The sequence below is a fragment of the Stenotrophomonas sp. 3diitr2024 genome, from assembly GCF_042136455.1.
Taxonomy (GTDB): Bacteria; Pseudomonadota; Gammaproteobacteria; order Xanthomonadales; family Xanthomonadaceae; genus Stenotrophomonas; species Stenotrophomonas sepilia.
Genome location: NZ_JBHHMJ010000514.1, coordinates 1 through 1508 on the forward strand (window position 1 = coordinate 1; position 1508 = coordinate 1508).

At 70.0% G+C, this 1508-nt stretch carries 1 protein-coding gene; it reads left to right on the top strand.

Going from position 1 to position 1508, the window contains the following annotated elements; genetic code table 11:
* Window positions 1-105 precede the first annotated feature (105 nt).
* A partial coding sequence (locus ABGA94_RS13110; protein WP_375367485.1) for a coniferyl aldehyde dehydrogenase occupies window positions 106-1508 on the top strand: 1403 nt, incomplete at its 3' end.

A 1508-nucleotide genomic window follows, 5' to 3' on the forward strand; every position in this document is an offset into this window, starting at 1 on the left:
CCGGCCGCTGGCCGGCAAACCCATGAATCTCCGAAGACATGAACCCATTGCCGGCCAGCGGCCGGCACTACCATGGCGTTGCGCAGCACCCCGTATAGTCGGCCCATGACGACCACCGCCCCCGCCGACCTTCCCGCCATCCTGCACACCCTGCGCAGCGCCTGGCAGTCGCAGCGCCCCACGCTCGACCAGCGTGAGGCCGACCTGCGCCGCCTGCGCGAGGGGCTGAAGCCACGCCTGGACGAAATGGCGCAGGCCATCGCCGAGGACTTCGGGCATCGCGCCCACGTTGAATCGAAGCTGGCCGATGGCATGAGCGTGCTGTCGGCCATCGACCACCTGCGCCGCCACCTGCGGCGCTGGTCGAAGCCGCAGCGGGCATCGGCGGGATGGAAGTTGTGGCCAGCGCGCGCGCAGCTGCGGCCGACGCCACTGGGTGTGGTCGGGGTGATCTCACCGTGGAACTACCCGGTCACGCTGGCGCTGGTGCCGCTGGTCACCGCCATCGCTGCCGGCAACCACGTACTGCTGAAGCCTTCGGAACACACGCCGCGCACCAGTGCGTTCCTGGCCGATCTGCTGGCCAGCGTGTTCCCGCCCGATCGGGTGGCGGTGGTGCAGGGCGGGGCAGATGTGGCCGCGGCGGTGTCCTCGCTGCCGCTGGACCATCTGCTGTTCACCGGCTCGACGGCCGTTGGCCGCAAGGTGATGGCCGCCGCCGCCGAGCATCTGGTGCCGGTCACGCTGGAACTGGGCGGCAAGTCGCCGGCCATCGTCTGCCGCGATTTTCCGCTGGGCAAAGCCGCCGCGCGGCTGGCCACCGGCAAGTGGTTCAACGCGGGCCAGACCTGCATCGCGCCGGATTATGTGCTGATCGATACGGTCCGCCAGCGCGAGTTCGTACAGGCGCTGCAGCAGCAGGTGCGCGAACGCTATGGCGACTTCAGCAATGCCGACGACTACACGCGCATCATCAACGAGGGCCAGTACCAGCGCCTGCAGGGCTACCTGGTGCAGGCGCGCGAACGTGGCGTGCCGGTGATCCCGCTGGCGCAGGTGGATCCTGCGCGCGCCAACCGCGAGCGCCTGCTGGTGCCGACCGTGGTGCTGGACCCGCCGGACGACCTGGACCTGATGCGCGAGGAGATCTTCGGGCCGATCCTGCCCGTGCGGGCCTACCTGGACCTGGAGGCGGCGCTGGCGGACGTGCTGTCCCGCGAACGGCCGCTGGCGCTGTATCCCTTCAGCCATGACACGGCCACGGTGGAGCGCATCCTCGGCCAGGTGGTGGCCGGTGGCGTGACGGTAAATGACACGCTGCTGCACTTCGCCGCCGATGGCCTGCCGTTTGGCGGGGTGGGGGCCAGCGGCATGGGCGCGTACCACGGCCGGGCCGGGTTCGATGCGATGAGCAAGCGGCGACCGAGCTTACAGGGACGTACTTGCAGCGTCCCCTGCGCAGTCCACCCGCCCGGCCCTACCAGGAATCGCTGTCAGCCCGCCACGAG